The organism is Virgibacillus sp. LDC1, from assembly GCF_025792345.1.
Lineage (GTDB): Bacteria > Bacillota > Bacilli > Paenibacillales > Paenibacillaceae > Paenibacillus_AQ > Paenibacillus_AQ lautus.
In genome coordinates this window covers 3,243,227-3,261,933 of the sequence record NZ_JAOXLZ010000001.1, presented here as the reverse complement: position 1 = coordinate 3,261,933, position 18,707 = coordinate 3,243,227, and the positions used below count along the sequence as shown (strand labels likewise).

Here is an 18,707-nt window from a genome sequence, read left to right as displayed (position 1 = left end):
GGGAGATCGAAAGATAAAGGTATGATTTAGACGGGAATTTTTTAAATGTAACCGTTGACATTACGGAACAAAATGGTAATATTTTAAGTCATTAGATATTTCGGTTGATTTCAGCACCTAGCGGCTTGTATCAGATCACGTAAAAACCGGTTTCTGCCATCTTGGATGGTGAGTGCAATGCAGCTTATCACGGAGGAGGTAATGCATGGGGATTGATTGGTATGACATGATCGCACGCAGAAATGGCGGCTACAGAGGAAGAGCGGTGTGTACCGTAGTCGGAAGGTCGGCGGAAGAGGTGTTTGAGGAGCGGTTAGTGGAGATGCTACCGCAGTTTCATTCGGTGCTGGATGCAGGCTGCGGGCATGGCGAGTTCACGCTCCGGATGTCCAGGCATGCTGAGAACATCATCGGTTTTGACAATTCCGCAGAGATGATCCGAATCTCCCAATCCTTACTCGAGAGCAGTGGAATCGGGAATGTGGAATTTGTGTATGCCACAACGAAAACCGAGATGCCCTTTCAAGACGGACAGTTTGATCTCATCTATGACCGCAGAGGGCCCACCTCGATCCTGGAACATCCCAGGATATTAGCTTCAGGTGGCACCATTATCGGGATACATACGGATGTGACTGACGTTCGAAGGCGATTGTCGGAGAACGGCTACATGAATGTCGAGATCGAGGAGTATAATGAAGCGATTACTTACTTCCCGAATGCCCGCGAATTTGCATTGTTTGTGTCGGATACGCCGGGTAATCCCGATATCACCTTGCCGGAAATGAAGGGTGAACTCGAGGCTAAGATACGGGAGAATCAGATCGACGGGCAGCTTGGAGTCCATGAACACAAATACATCTGGAAAGCGATGAAGAAGTGACGTCAAGTCGTTTATCATACCGAAAAAGGAGTGTTGCGTTATGGATCATGAGTTCAACCGGAAGTGGCTGGAGGACAAATTTGAAAACATCCGCAGCCGTACCTTAAAAGTGCTGGTGCAGTTAAACGATGAGCAAGTCAATTGGCGGCCCAACCATTCCAGTCTGAGCATATCGACGTTGATCAGGCACATTGAAGGCAACATTCAAGAGCGGGTCATTAAGGGGATTCTGCACCAAGACATTACGCGGAACCGGGAGGAAGAGTTGACGCAGGTATTTGTCAGCCGGGATGATCTGATTCAGATCGTGAAGAACCGGTTTCAGTTCCTGATCGATACGGTAAAATCCATGTCGAGTCAGGACTTTGAACGGGTTCAATCGGTACGCGGAAAAGAACGGAGTAACCTCGACATCCTGCATCAATGCGCCACGCATTACTCGGAGCATATGGGTCAGATTTTTTACATCGCGAAGCAGTGTTTGGCGGTTCAATATAAATCCACATCGATCTAATAAGCAAGTCCCCCTTAGATGGCGTATCCGGCAATCAAGGGGGACTTTTTATTTTACGGTTGACCTGGAGAAGGAATCTGGTGGGTCTCTTTTTTCTGCATAATGCTCGTCAGCGGCTCGGGCTCCCGATACGTGATCGATTCGTTAACTCCGGCATCCAGCTGACCGTTATTGAACTGGACGCCCACAAGATGCGTGCCGGATGGCGACGAAATGCCCAAGGAGCGTCCATTGGTGGAGGTTCCATTCAGCCCCTGATTGTCCCCCGGCGTGAAGACGGCCAGCAGTTGAGAAGGCGAGAGCTCATCTCCGGAGGCATTATAGTTGGCTAGGAACTGCTCCATACTCAGGTCATAACAGCAGGGCTGCTTCTTGATCCAGATCACTTTGGTTTCATTCGGGCCGATGATGGTGTTCGTGCTGTAGCGATCCTTCGTAAGGGTCCAGCGGTTGGACTTGGATTTATCGAACGGAAGCGCAGGGTCGTAATAGTAGTAGATTTGGTATCCTTCCAGGTCGATTTCCCGGTCATTCGGATTGTAGATCTCCACATAATTGTAATTTCCTTGTTCGTTCGAGTTAGCGACCACCTCAGTGATATGAAGGGCAGTGGTCAGAGGCGGCTTAGGAACCGTTTCTTCGGTCGTTTTGTTGGATTTTTGCAAGGTGCCTTCCATCATGACGGGATAATGATCGCTAGGGTATTGGCCGTTTTCATTGTAGTTGATAATCTCGCTGTGCAGGACATTCCAGTCTTGGTTATGCAGAATCCAGTCAATCCGGTTTCCGCTGCCGCCGCCCGTAGGGTCCTTATAATTATGGAAGGTTCCCAGGTCATCGTTGGTGCGTTTCTTGGCGGTGACATGTCCGTCCGACAGCTCGTTGCTTGTAAAAATCGAATACGTATCGCTTCCCGGAACGGTATTGAAATCGCCGGTTACGACCACGGGGATATCCGAGGCAAAGGCCTTCATTTTGTCGACAATGAGTGCGGCGCTCTTCTGCCGGGAAACCTCGGATTGGTGATCCAGATGCGTGTTGACCATATAAAAGGTTTTGCCGTTCTGAAGATCTTGAAAGCGAACCCAGGTCGCCATCCGCGGAATCTGGTTACCCCAACTGGCGGAGCTGATCGTCTGCGGCGTATCGGATAGCCAGAAGTGAGACTGTTCCAAGGGCTTCAATCGCTCCGTATTATAAAAAATCGCCATGTACTCTCCTAAGTTCCCGCCTTCACGTCCGACTCCAATTCGATCATATCCCGGCAGATCGTTCTCCAGATCGACGAGTTGCCGGTGAAGTCCTTCCTGCGTCCCGATGACATCCGGTTTATGCTCCAGAATCAGGTTCTTCGTGACAGGGCGGCGTTTTTCCCAAGGTTGACTGTCGTTGGCGGCATAACGCAGGTTGAAGCTCATCACGCGCAAAGGTCCTGACGATGCTTCGGCCGTGCTTGCCAGTTCGCCGGAAGTGGATAGCGACGCCGATGTCAAAAATGTAAGCATCATGAACAGGCTGGTGATTTTGGGGATTCTCATTAAAGTTCCTCCTTCGTCATGTGCAAGATGATGTTTCTTCTAAAGCCGGTAATTAAGTAGGTTTATCCTGTCCTCCCTTCCTGATTTGCCCATATCATATCTTATTTTTAGCGGGTTGCGTATTTACAATATTTTAGGTTTTTGCTTTCCTTTTGGATATTCGTGGAGGAAATGGTTGAGTGTATCAGGAATATACCATTATGGATCGAGGTGATTATGGTTTGAAGACATTGAATTACGGTTCAATTATCAGCTCTTTGATTATCGGGATTTCCATCGTTGCGGCGAGTTTTATACTTCAGGGGACTGAGGGTTCAAAGTCTGTGCCAGCTGTTGCGGATGAAGCCTACTTGGTGCAATCTGAAAGTCCGTTAATGACTCTTGAACAAACCGCTGAATTCTTGAACCTGACCGAGTATCAGGTGAAAAATATCATCTCAGCCGAGAATGCGGTAAGAGGGCAGGGGGCTGCTGCGGGTTCGCCGTTTCCTTATATTGTGGTGCAAAACGAAATCTATATTAGCAAAATGGGGCTTATCTCATGGCTTGAGGAGGCTACGCAGGAAAGAAGGGTGTATTGATTCTGCGTTAGTTACGATCTAAGGCCCTTAAACTAACATGAAAACGGACAAAACCTGCACTCAACCAGAGGTTGAGTGCAGGTTAGCTTACTCTACTTCCGCGTTATGTAGCACATGATCCCGGAAAAGTTTTATCAGGCTGTTCGTGATATGTAAACCTAACCCCACCGCGTTTTTTTATTTCTCCGGTCATTCCCGGCTCTTGCGGTGGGTCGCGGTACATGAATGAGGCCAAGAAGAGCCATTGTACCTGCAGGGCCTTTTGACCTCAACGCTGTAATTAACGTCTCAAGAGCACCGCCTTCCGAGTTTCAGCTCACCTGTAAACACCCATTTCAGGTTTTTAAGAATACGCCGAGCTCCCTTACTTTCCCTGTGCCCGATGTTGCCGCCAGCTTCACGTACCGGGTGAAATGTGTATTTTGCAACAGAAGCGATTTTTCCGTTTCAGGCTCGCCGCCGGATTCCCAGAAAAGCATATCGGTTATGCATTGATTGATTTTGCGCAAAAAAGCGTTACGGATATCCCGGTCTCCCATAAGATGATAAAAAACGGTTAACAGGATGCCAATCTCATATCTCTGAAGTCTAGATGAAGATTCGAAGCGGTCCGGAAGCAGATTAAAGTTCACCCTTTCCAGCTGATTCAGCCGCAAAGCCAGATCATAATGCTCAGCCATCGGTTCCAGCCCGGTTACGTGCGCACCTTCGCGAACGAAATGCCGCGCGTAATATCCGATATTGCAGCCGATATCGATCACTTTCGTACCGCGAAGCGAACGTGAGCCCAAGAAATCCATCATGATATCAAGTCTTGTCGGATAAATTTGGTCGCGCTCGCTTTTCAAATGAAGATAGGAAGGGTGCAGTATGGGCGTATAAATAAGGTTCCGTTGATATCTCTGAAAAGAATCGGCAACCTCCGAAAGCCCTTCGATATTCATCCAGTGAATATAATCTTCGCAGGATATTTTGACTTTAATGCTCCTTTTACCTTGGCAGTACAAAAAAGTCGACCTGTGATGCCCGTCCCTCAGGTTAAAATAACCTCCTGCGCGATTAAATTTCACCAAAGGCGGATTTTGGTGTAAAAAAGCGCTATTGGACGATAAATCCACCTTCATCATGTGAAACTGATTTTTCCTAAGGGCGATGACCTCTTGATCATTTAAAGGTGGTTCGATTCCCCGGGTGATATAGATTTTCTTATACCAATCCAGGTACGCCGACGGGCTGGCTTGTTCGTTCATGAAATATCGGTACAGGCTTTTGTGCGAATTAAAACGCATGATTGGAATATCCGCGGAAAGCTTATGATGTTCGTACCAGTGATCGGTGTAGTTCGGAACATCCTTTTTTCCTTCCTCCGTGACCAGATCCGTGAACAGCAGTTCAATCGGGACATCAACATGTAAATACCCGGACATCGCTCACCCTCCAATTTATCGAAATCCCCTTACTTCGAAGAAAATAAATACGTTGAAAAATCTCGGTTAATATAATCTTTAAAATGCCTTTTGGCTTTAACCGGGAAAGCATCAAGTTCCTCGGTTGTCCAGATGCTGCGGTGGGCCTCGAACTCATTGCCGTACACCGTACCTTGCGGCCATTCCGTTCCGATGGGAATGTTCAGCAGAACGTGCTTGCTTCTTGCAATGCCAGCATTCAGAAGGGTAACCGCCTTGTCCTTTTCGAAGTGCTCCAGAACATCACCCATGATTATGACGTCATATTCTCCGGGCGAAGAAGACGGAATAAATTCAAAAGCGTCAGCGATGTGAATCTTATCGTAGAAATACGAATGGTACCGGTCAATGTTTTTAGGAAATATTTCGATTCCTTCCACCCTTACCTTCCAATCCTTGCGAAATACCCGACCTGACCACACATCGAGGAATTCGCGGCATAACATGCCCCAGCGGCCAAATCCAACGCCGACATCAAGTACCGAGGACGGTGAAATTTGACGGAGTAGTTCCACGCAATATGAAATATTTTGCCAATTGGATGTTCCCATATTCTTCTTCCCCTCTAATTCTTATTGAGGCGATGGTCCTAAGCGTTCATCATGAGATTGATGATGCGGAAATCCGGAAGGAAGTATTCTTTGGGGAGATTGGCGGAAATCCGGTCCCACACCTGTCGGTTGACAACAATATGCGGCTGGGAAAGCTGGGTTAAAAACAACCCGTTGTATCTGTCCCCGGGAACCTGATGCACGTTCATGACAAACACCGCCTTTTTAAAATTAGGATTGTTTTTTTAGAGACACCTGCTCCGAATAAACCTCTGTCAAACGCTTGACCATCGTCTGGAGAGACCGGTTTTTTAAGGCCCACGCCAGCGCATTGTCTCCAAGCCTGCGCCGGAAAGATGGATCTGACAGCAACCGGCCCAAGTGCAGATATAGTACATGCGCGTCTCCCGGAGGCGACAGCAATCCATCAACGTTATGCCGTACCGCTTCCTTTAATCCGCCTGCGCTGGATGATGCGATGGGAAGACCTGCTAGCTGTGCTTCCATAACCGAGTAGGATAGGGTTTCCATCAAACTGGGCATTGCGAAAATTTCGGCCTGACTCAGCAAATAGGGGACGTCCTCCCGGCTTCCCAGGAAACGCACCGCCGACTGAATGCCCATCTGGAGGCATAACTCCTCGTATTCCTTGCGTTTGTCCCCGTCTCCGACCAGCCAGCACTCCCAGTCCTGGCGGTCTACATACAGCCTGCACAAGGCATTCAGCAAGACATGGATCCCCTTCTCGTAGCTAAGACGCGAAGTGCTGATGATCACGGTTTTACCCGTGGGCTTCGCGATCGGATTTAGGGAAACCGTACGCATGCTGCTGTGAAAAAAAGGGATGTCGATGGCGTAAGGAATAAGAGCAATCCGTTCGGACGGAGCCCTAAATTGATGAACCATCACTTCCTTAAGCCATTCGGAAGCAAGAAGAATTTTATCGCTTACCGAGCTTCCCAAGTATTCCATAGATTTATAGTATTTCCAGACCAAGGAGCTCATCGGGTCTTCCGAAGAAGTTTTGTTGTTCTTCAGCATATCCAGTACCGTGAGAGCCGCAGAAGCGTGAATGGAGGTCACCAACGGTATCCGTTCGGGTTTTATGCGTTTTATGGCAGCGGCGGCAAGAACGTCTTGCGCGTGTATGATATCGTATTGGTCAAGACCGATAAAAGCGAGCGATAACTCCATGTTATACCTGTCGGTCTCCGCCCCCCTGACCCAGGGATGCTCGGCAATTAAAGGCGCGGTGGCAGGGGTTATCTTGTGATCGAACATTTCTTTGAAGTGAACCTTCGGAACCTCCTGGTTACCGTTGAAAATATAAAATCGGTTCAGTCCGTTCCCAAAAAGATCCACCTGATGCCCTTCTTGTTCAAGTCCCTGTTTCACCTGCAACATATATTTCCACACTCCGCCGACATGCGGGATTTGAAAATAGGTAGCCAGCAAAATTTTCAAGGCTTCCGCCCTCCTGTTAGTAATACCTGTCTTCGCTGCTCCAGCCTGTCGCTATATATGGCCTGAAGGGCCGCGAATTCTTGCTTAAGGGCGTTTTGGTGCTTTAAGGTCCCCATGTTCGGATGATAACGGTAGTGCAGAAGAATATCATGCAAGTAATGAAATTCGTAACCGGTGAGCACGACCCGGCACCACATGTCGTAATCCTGTGTGTATTTAATCTTTTCATTGAACATGCCGACCTTTTCAAAAAGGTGTCTTTTCATCATGGTGGTGCAGCCATTAATCGGGCATGCAGTTTTTAATCGATCAAGCAGCTCCACAGTAGAAGAAAACGAAAAATTAGGGGCTTCTTGGAGCACTAAGTTCCGTTCGTTGACGAAGTTGAAGTTTGTACTGCTGATCCACGCTCCGCGTTCCAGCATAAACGAAATTTGGCGTGCTATTTTGTTGGGGAGATAATAATCGTCCGAACTGAGCCAAGCGATATAATCTCCTTTAGCTTCTCGAATACCGGCGTTAAGAGCGGAAGCCGTTCCCCCGTTGATCTTTCGGATATACCGGATGCGGTCAATATAAGGAGTTAGGAGATCCATATGCTCGGAAGACCCGTCATCGACCACAATGACTTCCATCTCAGGATAGGTTTGCGCCAAAGCACTCTCTACGGCTTGTTGAACATAGGAACAGTTGTAAAAAGGGATAATAACTGTAACCTTCGGTAACATGTTTTCTTGCCTCCCGCCCGTGTCTGACCCCGGTTAGGAAAGCACCGGCTTTCCGATCGGGCTTTTTATAAATTCATCTTGGGTTAAATAGATCAGCTGATGGACGCTCCATTGAAAGTAGGAAAAAACCATGGGACCTTCCACTTTTCGCAGCATTCGCCGTTCGCCGTAGTAAATATGACCGTTCGGGGAGCAGTACAGGCGTCCGTTTAGAACCGGGTGCTGAAGAAAAAAAGAGGTGCTAATGGAGTGTCCAACCGGCAAAGAACGAACCAAGGAATCCGGGACATGCACGATTTCGTCCATTTGGCACCGCAAACGTCGGAACACTTCCCCAGACTGGATCGGGAACAAACGGCTGTCCATCCACAAATAGATCCCAGATCCGCTCCCCTTTACGAATACAGTTGCCGGGGCGCACTTCGCCCACGGTCCCGAAGCCGCCGTCACGCCTTCTCCAAGAGGATACGGGCGAAGCAGCATATCCTCAAGTGGTATGATTTTATTGGTCATTAGTTTGTAAAAATAAAAGGAACTGGAATCCATAACGGGCCGTTTTTTGCCGTGTTCAATCAGAAATACAGCCGAGCCCGAACCGCGGACAAGCGTTCCATCGGGAATCTTGGTAAACATGTTCTGGGCATGGTTATTATTAATAGTACTCCCTCCCTTCACCAGTCTTCAATAATATACTCTTTGCTTTAGCGGCCTGACCCGACGCGTGACTCTATCTTCAAAAAAAAGACTCCTTGCAAGAGTGACTTGCAGGAGACTAGAGGCATCATTTATATTCAAAACCAATCGAGTTATCGTAGAACTGAGTCCTATTTATCTGCCGTTGCCGCGTGAATTGAGCAGATTCGGGACTAAGGCTTCGCATGGCTTCTGGATTTTACGGATCCTTATGGACAAGCTTGGATCATTATGCGCGAGAAGGGGAGTCATTTGTATTGAATTTTCAACAACGCCGCGCGATTGCACGTTATGTGCTTTAACGGTAGAATGATGTTAATCAGCCAATATTTCATCCAAGAACCCTCCTCGTGGTTAACGCCAAAGGTGGGTTCTGTTTGTTTATGATCATGTGCAAAGGGATGTGGATATGACGGAAAATGGAAATGTTCTTGTGGTCAGCGTTACCCTTTTTCAAGGGGATCAAGTGCTCATCATCCAAGAAAATAAACCTTCGGTGCGGGATACCTGGACCTTCCCGGGAGGGCGCATCGAGCCTGGGGAAGCTATGCTTGAGGCGGCTATAAGAGAAGTGAAGGAAGAGACAGGTTATGATGTCCAGTTGACAGGCACCACAGGCGTGTATCCATTTATCAGCAGCTTGAATCACCCAGTCATCATGTTCCATTTTACCGGAGAAGTGGTGGGGGGCTTGCTTCAATTGGGAGCTGGCGAGATTAAAGATAGCCGGTGGGTTAAGCTGTCCGATATCCTGGCGGATGACAGCATGGAATTCCGGGATGCTGCCGTGATGAGACAGATCGTGGAGAATCTCAAGAATGGCGTTCAGCACTCGCTTGAATTGTTTCATCCTTCTTTGCTTCTAACTTCAAGCGAATCGCATAATCATATTTCTTAGCGTGTCATTTCGTGTTTTTTCTGAATAAAGGAGTGAAAGAGGGATGATCCATTTTAAAAAAATCGCTTTTGGCGGATTCGTTATGATTGGTATGTTCATATTACTGTACCTGATGACAGAAACTCTTCATGAAATTCAAAGATCGTATCAAGATTTTTCTCCTCAGCTATTTTTCTTATTAAAGATGAGCCTATGGGGATTCCTTTTCGGAGTTTTGATAGAGTGGAGAGCGCTAGGAGATGTGATTAAAGGGCATATTCATGTAAGCTGGTTACTGTTACCTGCTATTATACTTATGGTCGTGGTGTTTATTCCGTGGATCTATTGGGCAGAGTGGTTTGGCTTAGGAAGGTTTTTCGTTATAGAGGTGTTAGGAAAACCGGAAATTCACATGCTGCTTACCGTATTCTCAGGTGTATTGTTTATACGATCCGTTGGAGACAACAGATATCGGGGCTAAGCTATGACTGGGTTCTAGTAAAGGGTAGGGCAAGATGGTTTAGTGCTGTTGTGAAACACAGATCCTTGTTGCTTGGAACCGTAGGATACGATGATGTATCGAGGAGGTAAGGAAGTGGGCGGTATTCGTTTTCCCCTTGGTTCCTTTGAGCCGATAGAAGAGCCAACATTAGAGGAAAGGCATAAGTTTATACAACTCATTCCGACGATCGCACCGACGCTTCGGCAAATCATAATGAAATGCCCCCATGCTCTGCTTCGATATCCCTATTGTGAAGAGGGTTGGAGCATTCAGCAAATCGTGCACCATCTGGCTGATAACGACATGAACGCATACTTGCGATTTAAACGTGCATTGACCGAGGATGAGCCGCTGGCAAGCTCGTACCGGGAGGATTTATGGGCGGAGCTGAGTGATTACACGGAGGTTCCCATTGAAAATTCGCTTTCGCTTCTGGAAACACTTCATTTTCGTTTTCTTATCCTGCTTAAGGATTTACAGCCTGAGGATTTCAAAAGAACGATGAGAACTCAAGTGCTCGGCAGTATTACCCTGGATATCGCGCTGCAGCGATTCGTGTGGCACAACCAGCATCATATCGCGCAGATTACATCCATATTGAACCGTGAAAACGCGAAGTTACATAAGGAGTGAGGCTAATTGAACTGGAGATCGAAGTATGCTTGGCGTTAATAATAGCGAACAGATTCTAATCATCCATTTGATTAGGAATCCAAAGGAGCCATCAAATCATGGGAATGTCAGACTACTATAAGGATCTAAGAGAAAAGATCGGAAACCAGTTAATATTTATGCCATCCGTTGCGGGGATTATCCGTAATGAGCAGGATTTTATTTTATTTGGAAGAAAGCATCAAGAAGCATTATGGGGACTTGTGGCGGGCGCCATCGAGCTTGGGGAATCCCCGGCAGAGGCGATGACTCGCGAAGCGAAGGAAGAGACGGGGCTTGATATCGTACCTGAACGAATTATTGGAGTATATGGTGGAAAAGAACGCCGATATACGTACAGCAACGGACATCAAGTGGAGTACCTCACGATTGTGTTCGAGTGCCGCATCATTTCGGGGGAGTTGGATCGTGAGAATGACGAGTTTGCCGAACTCGTATTCTTTCCGGAGCATCAACTTCCGCCCATGGCTTTAAAATATCCGGAGCATATTTTCATCAAAGTGAATGGAGAGCGGGCTCTATTCTGAAGGGTATGACAGACTGAAATCTAAAACGTATGCATGAACTTAACTTGGAGGTGAGCGGCCTATGTCGGAGAGCAAGGAAGCAAGATGGAATCCGCATGCTGCCGTTCTTGGTTTGGTCGTAGGCCTATACGTTGTGATCTATGCCGGAGTAATCATCCGGTTGATCTACCACTATCATATTGTATTGTCTTTTTTATCGGTAGTATTGGTTTCTTTGCCTGTTCTGTTGCTGCTGCTCATTCTGTATCTAATATCCAAAACATCGAGGAGCAAGTTACATCCCACGCATTATTGGTCGACTGGCATTATCGGTGTACTTCTCTTATCTTTTTCAATCTACGCCTTAAGTTACAACCAATCGCAGCAGCACTTCGATTACAACCGTTGGGTTGGTTATCCAGAACAAAGATCGATTATGGTGGACGATTTTTTGGAGAAACATGATTTGATCGGATTAACTCAGGGGGAAGTGACGGACCGCCTCGGTGCCAACGACAATGCCAAATGGGCAAATGGCGATGACGATAAAGCTGTGTATGATCTTGGATCACTGCGAAGGGTCGATTACAAGAGTGAGGGTCTTTTTATTTACTTTGATGAGCGCGGGTTGGTCAATAGCTATGAGATTGTACCGAAGTAGGATATACAGAGGTGATCCCTTTCCTAGACCAAGACAACAGAAAGCAGGTCCGCTATGACGTTAAAAGCGATAATTTTTGATTTGGATGAAACATTAACGGACAGAAGGGCGGCGATTGACTCGTTCATTGAGCGATTGATTGCCAGGTATTTCCCGGACTCCGATGAAGATACTCAGCTTAGGATAGCCAAGCGATTTAAGGAGGCGGATCATAACGGTTACCGGGATAAGCGCGAGGTGTATGAGATGCTGGTCGAGCATCTTCAGTGGGTGAATCCGCCTACGGCCGACGAATATCTGACATTTTTCAGGGAAGAAATCCCGCTATGTATCCAGCCGATGGATCAGCTGTTTCCCGTACTCCGTCATTTGAAGTCTCAGGGATTGAGGCTTGGCATCATCACCAATGGAACCGTTCAAGTTCAAGAGGGGAAGATCCGTCAACTGGGTATACTTGAGTATTTCGATTCCATCGTAATTTCCGAAGAGGCTGGCGTTAAAAAACCGGATCCAAGGATCTACATGAGGGCTTTAGATCTGCTTAACGTACTGCCGTCAGAGACGTGGTTCGTGGGCGACCACCCGCATAACGATATCATTGGAGCAGCGCAATGCGGTATCAAACCCATATGGTGTACGAGAGCTGGAAGCTGGGACTACTCCGAAGAAGTAAGGCCGTACAGGACCATACATAAGCTGGAGGAATTGATTCGTATTTATACCGAACACGATGAGGAATGGTAAGCGGCAGCGTAATGTTAAGGACGCGGGTCACTTCATAACCTTTAGATGCCTTAGATATTTATGACGAGAGGCTTTTGCAGGGAAGCTTGAGTGAGGTGGAGATCACAAATGAAAATAAAACAAGTCATCGGTTTGCTCATCAATGCGCTTGTCTGTCTGATCCTGGTTCTATTCGGAAATGCGATGACACCCATACCCGGCGGCAGTTCCGGTAACGGCAATCCCGCCATCCTGCTTCTTATCCCTCTGAGTATCCTTTTTCTCGTGTTGGTCTATCAATGGATTCGTGTATGGAAAGGTGTGAAGGTATCCCTGAGCAGGTTAAGCCTCTTGATCTTAGCTCTGACCGGCTATATTATAACGGGTTATATATATCAGCTTCATAGACTCGAAATCTATAGAACAATCCAAGCTGAAGCATTCGAATCCAGATATGGTGAAGTGGACTGGGTTCATATCGAATCCATCACAACCGGTATTTTATCGATCCATATGAATAATCAATTCTTTAATGTAAACACGTACTTCATGCTGGTGGCCTTCTCGCTTCTATTGTGTTTCGGGTACAAGTTGATCCAAGGACTCATGAACAGAAGACAGGGAACATCAGTGAAGAATTAAACCTGGAAGCAGGTAGGATAGGGGATGGCATGTTATGTCTACGAACGGGATTTACGATAAGCAGGCCGAAGCTTATGAGGCCATGGTTAGCAAACAGCCCGATTTATCGGATATCATTCATGGTATTAGACCATACGAGGGCTTGGATGTACTTGATTTGGGAGCAGGATCAGGCCGATTATCTATGATGCTTGCCCGTGATGCCAAATCCTTGATTTGTACCGATATATCCGAGCCGATGCTGAATATTTTAGATGACAAATTATCTGAGGTTTATGATTCTCGCAACTGGACTACCGTAGTCGCTGATCATCGCAGCCTGCCGGTTGATTCCTCTAGTGTAGATCTGATCGTATCGGGCTGGAGTATTAGTTATCTGGCTGATTCAAGCCATGAGCAATGGAGTGACAATCTCGGACTTGTCATGGCAGAGCTACAGCGAGTTTTGAGACCAGGCGGGACGATCTTGATTCTGGAAACGATGGGAACCGGAACGGAGACACCGAATCCTCCCGATTTCCTAACCGGCTATTACGCTCAATTGGAGCAGCAATACGGATTCAGCCATCAGTGGATTCGGACCGATTATGTTTTTGATACGGTAGAGGAGGCATTGCTAAACACAGGCTTCTTTTTCGGTGAAGAGTTAACGGACAAGATCATAGCGAACCAATGGTCAACGGTGCCGGAGTGCGCTGGGATCTGGTGGAAGCATGTTTAACTAGGAGGTGACGCGGCCGCGTGGAGCTTCAAATCTATGTCGTGTTGTTCATCCTGAATATTCCGATCTATAAGTGGATCTTTAGACGGATATTCGATGACGTGGATGATCTGAAGCAGTCGGTGAAGTATTCGTTTACGCCGGATATTATCTCCTTGTTCCGCAGACGTTATTGGAAGGATCAGTTCGGGGAGCTGAAGCTGTCCGTTTTCTATTTTTGTTGTTTACTGATCTTCGTCATGGAGTGCGTGGTCGTGGCGAAGGTGATTGACGTGATCTTTCGATGAGTTAGCAAAGGCTATCCAAGCGTCGTTTTGACCTGGATAGCCTTTTTATTGTGTACCAAACGGTTACTTCCCGCTGACTTGATAATGATGCTTCACATATTCAATGAATCGTCTGGCCGCAGGCGAGAGGTAGCGGTCTTCCCTCCACTTCAAGCCGATCTCCCAGTACCAGCCTTCATCAGTAATGGGAATCCACGAGAGACCTTCCAGCATGAGGCCGGCCGTTTTCGGCAGAACGGAGACGCCAAGTCCCTCTTTAATAAAACCCGCAACGGTGGCCAAATCTTCTGCATCGTACGTCGAAGACAGAATAAAGCCGGTATGCTGAAATCGCGATTGAATCGTGGCTCGAAGGCCGCAATTATGCTTCAGGCCGACGAACGGCTCTCCGGACAAATCCATCAGACTTAGGGAGAGACGTTTCGCCAAGCGGTGGCGGCTTGAAACCACGATATATAAAGGCATGGTTCTCATGACCAGCCAGTTATGATGATCCATGGTGGATTCTCTCGATGTAATCATGAGGTCCGAATGCCCTTTTTCCAAATGTTCGTCAATATCGCCGAGGTTTCCCTGATTCAATTCAAAACGAACCTTGGGATGAGCCAGCTGATAGGCCCTGACAAGGGCAGGGACGAGATCGACCCCTAAAATATTCAGGTAAGAAACCGAAATGATCCCCGTGTCCGGATTGGACGATTCTTCGATTTCCTGCATCCCGTTCTGAATGTCCTGAAGTGCCTGCTCCACCCATCTGGCAAACATGCTGCCATAGCGGTTAAGCTTCACATTACGGCCATTTCGTTCAAAAAGAGGGACGCCCAGCTCACTCTCCAACTTGGAGATGGCGTGGCTTAAAGCCGGCTGCGTGATGCTGAGCGCTTTCGATGCCTTCGTCATATGTTGAAGACGGGAAACCGTCAAAAAATACTCCAGCTGGGTAAGCTCCAATCTTCAAGCACCTACTTTATATGAATTTTATTTATAAATTTTATGATTATTATAAATTGGACGTTATGAAACCGTCAAGGTAAGATATCCTTGTCTTCAACCGGACCGGGGGAGGATAAGCGGCGTCAAGCCTGAGGAATATCACATCATAAGGAGTGAAGCGTTTATGATCGAGATAAGCGAGAAGCAGCTGCCGAGTATAATTCGCACATTTATATCCGCAAGCAATGATCATGATACAAACCGGATGCTTACGTGCATCGGCAAGGATGCTATAGTCGTCGATGACAGCAGGGAGTTCAGGGGCAAGGCAGCCATACAGAAATGGAGCGACGACGAATTCATCGGCGCACGGGTAAATGTCCGGGCGACCAACATTCATCATCGCCTAGACCAGTACATCGTTTCAACCGAAGTAAATGGTGATTATCCGGCAGGCCCTTACTATTTTGAATTTTGTTTCACGGTGCAAAGCGGTCAGATTTCAAAATTGCAGATATCTGAATCCAAGTAAGAAAAAATACCATATTCAAAATTTAAGCGTACGAATACTGGAGGGCAATTATGAAACAAAGACATGAAGGAGCATGGAATGAGTTTGAAGGCAAAAGAGTGCTGGTTACTGGAGGAACCAGAGGAATGGGTCAGGCCATCGTAAAGAGGCTTTCAGACGGTGGGGCGGCTGTACTGACTACCGCCCGTTCCGAACCTAGCGTTCGGGTCGGCTCCGGCTTGTTCGTTCAAGCCGATATTGCGACGTCTACAGGCGTCGACAAGGTGGTTCAAGGTGTACAGGAGCACCTGCATGGAATTGACATCGTGGTGCACTGCGTAGGCGGTTCGACCACACCCCCTGGAGGGGCGCTTGCCTTAACCGACGAGGATTGGGTTCAAGCCTTGAATTGGAATCTTCTCGCAGCGGTTCGTTTGGACAGGGGGCTGCTGCCGTACATGGTAGAGCAGGGATCAGGTGCCATCATTCATATCACTTCGATACAGAGACGCTTGCCGCTCTATGAAACCACGCTGGCTTATGCCGCGGCGAAGGCTGCCCTTGCCAATTACAGCAAAGGGTTATCCAACGAGTTTTCCCCGCGGGGCATTCGAATTAACGCCGTATCGCCCGGATTCATTCAGACGGAGGCTGCAGATGCCATGATCGACCGGATTGCGTCGGTATCAGGAAGCCGAGAAAGTGCGCTCCAGGAATTGATGGATTCGCTCGGTGGGATCCCTTTAGGACGTCCCGGGCTTCCGGAAGAGGTAGCCGAGCTGGTGGCATTTCTTGTATCGGACAGGGCGTCATCCATAACGGGAAGCGAATATGTGATCGACGGCGGCACCATACCAACCGTCTAATGATAAGATCTAGCGTGAGAACAGTGGTACTTCATCATCCATAGGTAAAACAGGCTATCCGGAGAACTTTAGGCGCTCTGCGATAGCCTTTTTTTTCGAGTGGGTCCGTCGCCAGCGATCGGCGGAAAGTGGCCATATTGCATTTTAACAAATGGGTCGCTCCAGATGCGTTATATCCCGATATGGATCGGAAGATCGTTGTATAGTAAGCGCTTTACCCGCGCTTCTATAATGGTAGCAAGCTGTAAAAGGCGCTTGATGCGATAGCGTCCTGAATGCAGCACAGATGCACGCAGAAGGAGGCAATCCACAGATGTTAGGAAGCAGCGATACGGCGGTGAACGTGGGGGTGAATGCCGAAACTCACATTCGCTTGGCGAATGGTCTGGTGGCCATCGAGGTGGATTTGGAAAAAGGCGGTTACGCCTACGCAGGCAGCAGGGGATTCGCTCTGCAAGAAGTACGAAGCGGCTTTCGATGGCAGGGCCGGGAATACCATACGGGACATTACGACCGCCACTATATGATGGGGCAGCCGGAGAAGATCCAAGATTCGTTCGGAACAGGAATCCATGCCGTGATTAAGCATGAATCCGATCTGCTCCCAGGACTGGAACAGCATTTTTACGTCTATGAAGGGGCTGCATCTTTCATCACACGTGTCGTCATTGTCGGTCAGGAGGACTTAAAGGTAAACCGCATCGCAGTGGTGAAAACCGATAGCGTATCCAGCGGGAGCGAGACGGTTCCGGCAGAAGCGCTGCATGTGCTGCGCGTGCCTTATGACAATGACAAATGGGTGCGCTATCTGACGGAGACGGCCCCGCTGGAGACGGAAAGCTACGAAGTGACGGCCTTGTTCCAGCCGAATAGCCGCAATGGATTGATTATGGGATCGATCAGTCATGACGTGTGGAAGACCGGCATTCGCGTGAAAGGGGAAACGGCAGGCAAGCTGGATGAACTGGAACTGTACGCTGGCGCGGCCGACATCATGACCCGAGATTCCCAGCCGCATGGCTACGTAAGAGGAACGCGCGTCGCATCTCCGCTGGTTATGGTAGGGGATTACGACGATTACCGGACAGGACTCGAGGCGTATGGGGAAGCGAATGCAAAGGTAGCGCCTGCACTGAGCTGGGCAGGCGGCGTCCCGATTGGCTGGAACAGCTGGTCGGCCGCCATGAGCACGCTAGATTACGATCTCTATGTGGCGACAAGCGATTTTCTGAAGCGGGAGGTTCAGCCGCAGGGCTTTCATAACGAGGATACCCTGTACATGAATTTCGATGCGTTCTGGGATCGCCTGACGCCTGCCGAGATGGAGAATGCCTTGAAAAGGGTCCGCGAAAACGGGCACAAACCCGGTACATACTGGACGCCGTTTGCTTTCTGGGGAAGTCCGGCTGGGTTCGGGAACCCCGTGGAGGGCACCGATGGGAAGTACACCTATGGCGATATCCTGCTTCGCGACCAGGATGGCGAGATTTTGCCGGATGTTGACGGCGGACTTGCGATTGATCCTACGCATCCCGGGAACCTGGCGCGAATCGATTGGTTCATGGGTAAATTCGTTTCCGAGGGATTTGAGTATATCAAGCTGGACTTCATGGCTCACGGGGCTCTTGAGGGCAAGCATTACAACCCGAATATTACGACAGGGATCGCTGCGTATAATTACGGCCTGTCGTATCTGACGGAAAAGCTCTCCCCGGAGCGGATCGGCAGACCGTTCTTCATCAACCTGTCGATTGCCCCGCTGTTCCCTTATTCCTATGCGCACAGCCGCAGAATTTCCTGCGATGTATTCGGAACCATTAAGGATACGGAATATTTGCTGAACTCGCTGACGCACGGGTGGTGGATGAACGATACGCTGTACCGCTTTAACGATCCGGACCATGCCGTGATCTATAAAAGCTTCAACCAGGATTCGACGACCCGCCATGAAGGGCGAAGCCGTCTGACCGCGTCCGTGATCTCGGGAACGGTGCTGCTGCTGGGCGATGACTTCCGGCATGAGGAAGCGGCATGGCGCGCCAAGACCTGGTTGGGAAATGAGGCAATCACTGAGATTGCCCGATTGGGTAGAACCTTTGTGCCCGTAGAGGGGAATCTAGGGAAAGAGGCTGCGGATACGTTTGTACTGACACATCCAAGCGAACCGGGAACAACGTATATTGCCGTATTTAACTTTGACGGGGCCGAGTCCGTACAGAAGACGGTTTCCTTGGAACGCTGCGGCCTAGAGGCGCACGCTTCCTACACGGTCCTGGATTTGTGGGAAGGTACGGCAGGTCAAGCGCACGGCACACTTACGGTCGAGCTGTCCCCAGCCGAATCGAAAATCCTAAAGGTTAGCCAAATTCAATGAATAGAAGGAGGAGA

23 protein-coding genes are annotated in these 18,707 nt (G+C 48.5%); 15 read left to right on the top strand and 8 right to left on the bottom strand.

The features are described from left to right. Positions 1-205 precede the first annotated feature (205 nt). Together OHJ21_RS14595 and OHJ21_RS14590 are read left to right on the top strand one after the other, a co-directional pair. Positions 206-883, top strand: a complete 678-nt coding sequence (locus OHJ21_RS14595; protein ID WP_486020345.1) for a class I SAM-dependent methyltransferase — start codon at positions 206-208, stop codon at positions 881-883. A 40-nt stretch (positions 884-923) separates the two neighbouring features. Then, complete coding sequence (locus OHJ21_RS14590) at positions 924-1,397, top strand: DinB family protein (protein WP_326118927.1); 474 nt, start codon at positions 924-926, stop codon at positions 1,395-1,397. A gap of 53 nt (positions 1,398-1,450) precedes the next feature. On the opposite strand, the gene OHJ21_RS14585 is transcribed toward OHJ21_RS14590, so the two are convergent. Further along, entirely contained in the window at positions 1,451-2,935 is a 1,485-nt protein-coding gene (locus tag OHJ21_RS14585; RefSeq protein WP_486020343.1) for an endonuclease/exonuclease/phosphatase family protein, read from the bottom strand. A 179-nt stretch (positions 2,936-3,114) separates the two neighbouring features. On the opposite strand from OHJ21_RS14585, the gene OHJ21_RS14580 reads away from it, so the two are divergent. Beyond that, positions 3,115-3,516 carry a hypothetical protein gene (locus OHJ21_RS14580; protein ID WP_486020342.1) on the top strand — a complete coding sequence of 134 codons (402 nt, stop codon included), beginning with the start codon at positions 3,115-3,117 and terminating at the stop codon, positions 3,514-3,516. A 335-nt stretch (positions 3,517-3,851) separates the two neighbouring features. Here OHJ21_RS14580 and OHJ21_RS14575 read toward each other — a convergent pair whose 3' ends face one another. Genes OHJ21_RS14575 through OHJ21_RS14550 form a run of 6 tightly spaced genes read right to left on the bottom strand, consistent with a single transcriptional unit; the run spans position 3,852 to position 8,358 of the window. Next, the gene (locus tag OHJ21_RS14575) at positions 3,852-4,943 is read right to left on the bottom strand and encodes a class I SAM-dependent methyltransferase (RefSeq protein ID WP_486020341.1); all 1,092 of its coding nucleotides are present in this window, start codon (positions 4,941-4,943) and stop codon (positions 3,852-3,854) included. 29 nt (positions 4,944-4,972) lie between these two features. Next, the gene (locus tag OHJ21_RS14570; RefSeq protein ID WP_100538334.1) at positions 4,973-5,533 is read right to left on the bottom strand and encodes a methyltransferase domain-containing protein; all 561 of its coding nucleotides are present in this window, start codon (positions 5,531-5,533) and stop codon (positions 4,973-4,975) included. Between the two features lie 38 nt (positions 5,534-5,571). Continuing rightward, on the bottom strand, positions 5,572-5,742 hold the full coding sequence (locus OHJ21_RS14565) for a hypothetical protein (protein ID WP_165789671.1): 171 nt from the start codon (positions 5,740-5,742) through the stop codon (positions 5,572-5,574). A 22-nt stretch (positions 5,743-5,764) separates the two neighbouring features. Next, entirely contained in the window at positions 5,765-6,997 is a 1,233-nt protein-coding gene (locus OHJ21_RS14560; protein WP_486020340.1) for a glycosyltransferase family 4 protein, read from the bottom strand. Further along, positions 6,994-7,725, bottom strand: coding sequence for a glycosyltransferase family 2 protein (locus OHJ21_RS14555; protein WP_486020339.1), 732 nt, complete (start codon positions 7,723-7,725; stop codon positions 6,994-6,996). The genes OHJ21_RS14560 and OHJ21_RS14555 overlap by 4 nt, the downstream gene beginning before the upstream one ends. 33 nt (positions 7,726-7,758) lie before the next feature. Further along, complete coding sequence (locus OHJ21_RS14550) at positions 7,759-8,358, bottom strand: hypothetical protein (protein WP_486020338.1); 600 nt, start codon at positions 8,356-8,358, stop codon at positions 7,759-7,761. A 469-nt stretch (positions 8,359-8,827) separates the two neighbouring features. On the opposite strand from OHJ21_RS14550, the gene OHJ21_RS14545 reads away from it, so the two are divergent. The 9 genes from OHJ21_RS14545 to OHJ21_RS14505 all read left to right on the top strand — a co-directional run bounded on the left by OHJ21_RS14545 (position 8,828) and on the right by OHJ21_RS14505 (position 14,009). Further along, complete coding sequence (locus OHJ21_RS14545; protein WP_326113943.1) at positions 8,828-9,316, top strand: NUDIX hydrolase; 489 nt, start codon at positions 8,828-8,830, stop codon at positions 9,314-9,316. Between the two features lie 43 nt (positions 9,317-9,359). Next, positions 9,360-9,776, top strand: coding sequence for a hypothetical protein (locus tag OHJ21_RS14540; RefSeq protein WP_486020337.1), 417 nt, complete (start codon positions 9,360-9,362; stop codon positions 9,774-9,776). A 114-nt stretch (positions 9,777-9,890) separates the two neighbouring features. Beyond that, complete coding sequence (locus tag OHJ21_RS14535; protein WP_486020336.1) at positions 9,891-10,430, top strand: YfiT family bacillithiol transferase; 540 nt, start codon at positions 9,891-9,893, stop codon at positions 10,428-10,430. 98 nt (positions 10,431-10,528) lie between these two features. Then, positions 10,529-10,996 carry an NUDIX domain-containing protein gene (locus tag OHJ21_RS14530; RefSeq protein WP_486020334.1) on the top strand — a complete coding sequence of 156 codons (468 nt, stop codon included), beginning with the start codon at positions 10,529-10,531 and terminating at the stop codon, positions 10,994-10,996. A 61-nt stretch (positions 10,997-11,057) separates the two neighbouring features. Then, a complete protein-coding gene (locus OHJ21_RS14525) occupies positions 11,058-11,636 on the top strand; it encodes a hypothetical protein (RefSeq protein WP_394054521.1) in 579 nt (192 codons plus the stop codon). A gap of 54 nt (positions 11,637-11,690) precedes the next feature. Beyond that, positions 11,691-12,380 carry an HAD family hydrolase gene (locus OHJ21_RS14520; RefSeq protein ID WP_394054523.1) on the top strand — a complete coding sequence of 230 codons (690 nt, stop codon included), beginning with the start codon at positions 11,691-11,693 and terminating at the stop codon, positions 12,378-12,380. Positions 12,381-12,488: 108 nt separating this feature from the next. After that, a complete protein-coding gene (locus tag OHJ21_RS14515; RefSeq protein ID WP_486020332.1) occupies positions 12,489-13,001 on the top strand; it encodes a hypothetical protein in 513 nt (170 codons plus the stop codon). Positions 13,002-13,035: 34 nt separating this feature from the next. Continuing rightward, a complete protein-coding gene (locus OHJ21_RS14510) occupies positions 13,036-13,722 on the top strand; it encodes a class I SAM-dependent methyltransferase (RefSeq protein ID WP_486020331.1) in 687 nt (228 codons plus the stop codon). Between the two features lie 20 nt (positions 13,723-13,742). Further along, complete coding sequence (locus OHJ21_RS14505) at positions 13,743-14,009, top strand: hypothetical protein (RefSeq protein ID WP_486020330.1); 267 nt, start codon at positions 13,743-13,745, stop codon at positions 14,007-14,009. 63 nt (positions 14,010-14,072) lie between these two features. Here OHJ21_RS14505 and OHJ21_RS14500 read toward each other — a convergent pair whose 3' ends face one another. After that, positions 14,073-14,960 (bottom strand): LysR family transcriptional regulator, encoded by an 888-nt coding sequence (locus OHJ21_RS14500; RefSeq protein ID WP_486020329.1) that lies wholly within the window; start codon positions 14,958-14,960, stop codon positions 14,073-14,075. A gap of 166 nt (positions 14,961-15,126) precedes the next feature. On the opposite strand from OHJ21_RS14500, the gene OHJ21_RS14495 reads away from it, so the two are divergent. The 3 genes from OHJ21_RS14495 to OHJ21_RS14485 all read left to right on the top strand — a co-directional run bounded on the left by OHJ21_RS14495 (position 15,127) and on the right by OHJ21_RS14485 (position 18,693). Further along, positions 15,127-15,474 (top strand): nuclear transport factor 2 family protein, encoded by a 348-nt coding sequence (locus OHJ21_RS14495; protein ID WP_486020328.1) that lies wholly within the window; start codon positions 15,127-15,129, stop codon positions 15,472-15,474. Positions 15,475-15,524: 50 nt separating this feature from the next. Further along, positions 15,525-16,319, top strand: a complete 795-nt coding sequence (locus tag OHJ21_RS14490) for an SDR family oxidoreductase (RefSeq protein WP_486020327.1) — start codon at positions 15,525-15,527, stop codon at positions 16,317-16,319. A gap of 313 nt (positions 16,320-16,632) precedes the next feature. Further along, positions 16,633-18,693 (top strand): alpha-galactosidase, encoded by a 2,061-nt coding sequence (locus tag OHJ21_RS14485; protein ID WP_486020325.1) that lies wholly within the window; start codon positions 16,633-16,635, stop codon positions 18,691-18,693. Positions 18,694-18,707 lie beyond the last annotated feature (14 nt).